Source organism: Blastococcus sp. TF02-09 (genome assembly GCF_003319105.1).
Classification (GTDB): Bacteria; Actinomycetota; Actinomycetes; order Mycobacteriales; family Geodermatophilaceae; genus Blastococcus.
Window position 1 is genome coordinate 1 of the sequence record NZ_QOHH01000033.1, and the last position, 675, is coordinate 675.

Sequence of the window (675 nt, forward strand, 5' to 3'; positions counted from 1 at the left end):
GAGATGTGTATAAGAGACAGGCTGCTCCGGATGGCGCTCGCCAACGACGGCTGGGAGGCGCGCACGGCCGCCAACGGCCAGGAGGCGCTCAACGCGGTGCGGGAGTTCAACCCCGACATCGTGGTGCTCGACATCATGATGCCGAGCATCGACGGGATGGAGGTGCTGCGACGGATCCGCGCCGCGGGCAACGATGTGCCCGTGCTGTTCCTCACCGCCAAGGATGCGGTCGAGGACCGCATCGCAGGCATCGAGGAGGGCGGCGACGACTACGTCACGAAGCCGTTCAACCTCGAGGAGGTCATCGCGCGGCTCCGACGCATGGCACGTCGGCACATCGCCATCGCGGACGACGATCCGCGCCTGCGGGTCGGCGACCTCGTGCTCGACGAGGAGAGCTACGAGGTCGAACGGGCGGGCACTCCGGTGGCCCTCACGGCCAAGGAGTTCGAGCTGCTCCGATTCCTGATGCGCAACCCGCGCCGGGTGCTGAGCAAGGCGCAGATCCTCGAGGGCGTCTGGAGCTACGACTTCGGGGGCAAGTCGAGCATCGTCGAGATCTACATCTCCTACTTGCGCAAGAAGATCGACACGCTCGGCGAGCCCATGATCCACACCGTCCGCGGCGTGGGCTACACCATCAAGCCCGCGTGAAGCCCTGCCACGCGTGGACGC

At 66.7% G+C, this 675-nt stretch carries 1 protein-coding gene; it reads left to right on the plus strand.

Features of this window, described 5'->3' with window-relative positions; genetic code table 11:
• Window positions 1-3 precede the first annotated feature (3 nt).
• Complete coding sequence (locus DQ239_RS20030; protein ID WP_113836177.1) at window positions 4-654, plus strand: response regulator transcription factor; 651 nt, start codon at window positions 4-6, stop codon at window positions 652-654.
• Window positions 655-675: the final 21 nt, after the last annotated feature.

What these genes read in the sequence shown, in the direction of transcription:
- DQ239_RS20030 (WP_113836177.1), top strand. Translation starts at nt 4, where the DNA reads ATGTGTATAAGAGACAGGCTGCTCCGGATGGCGCTCGCCAACGACGGC.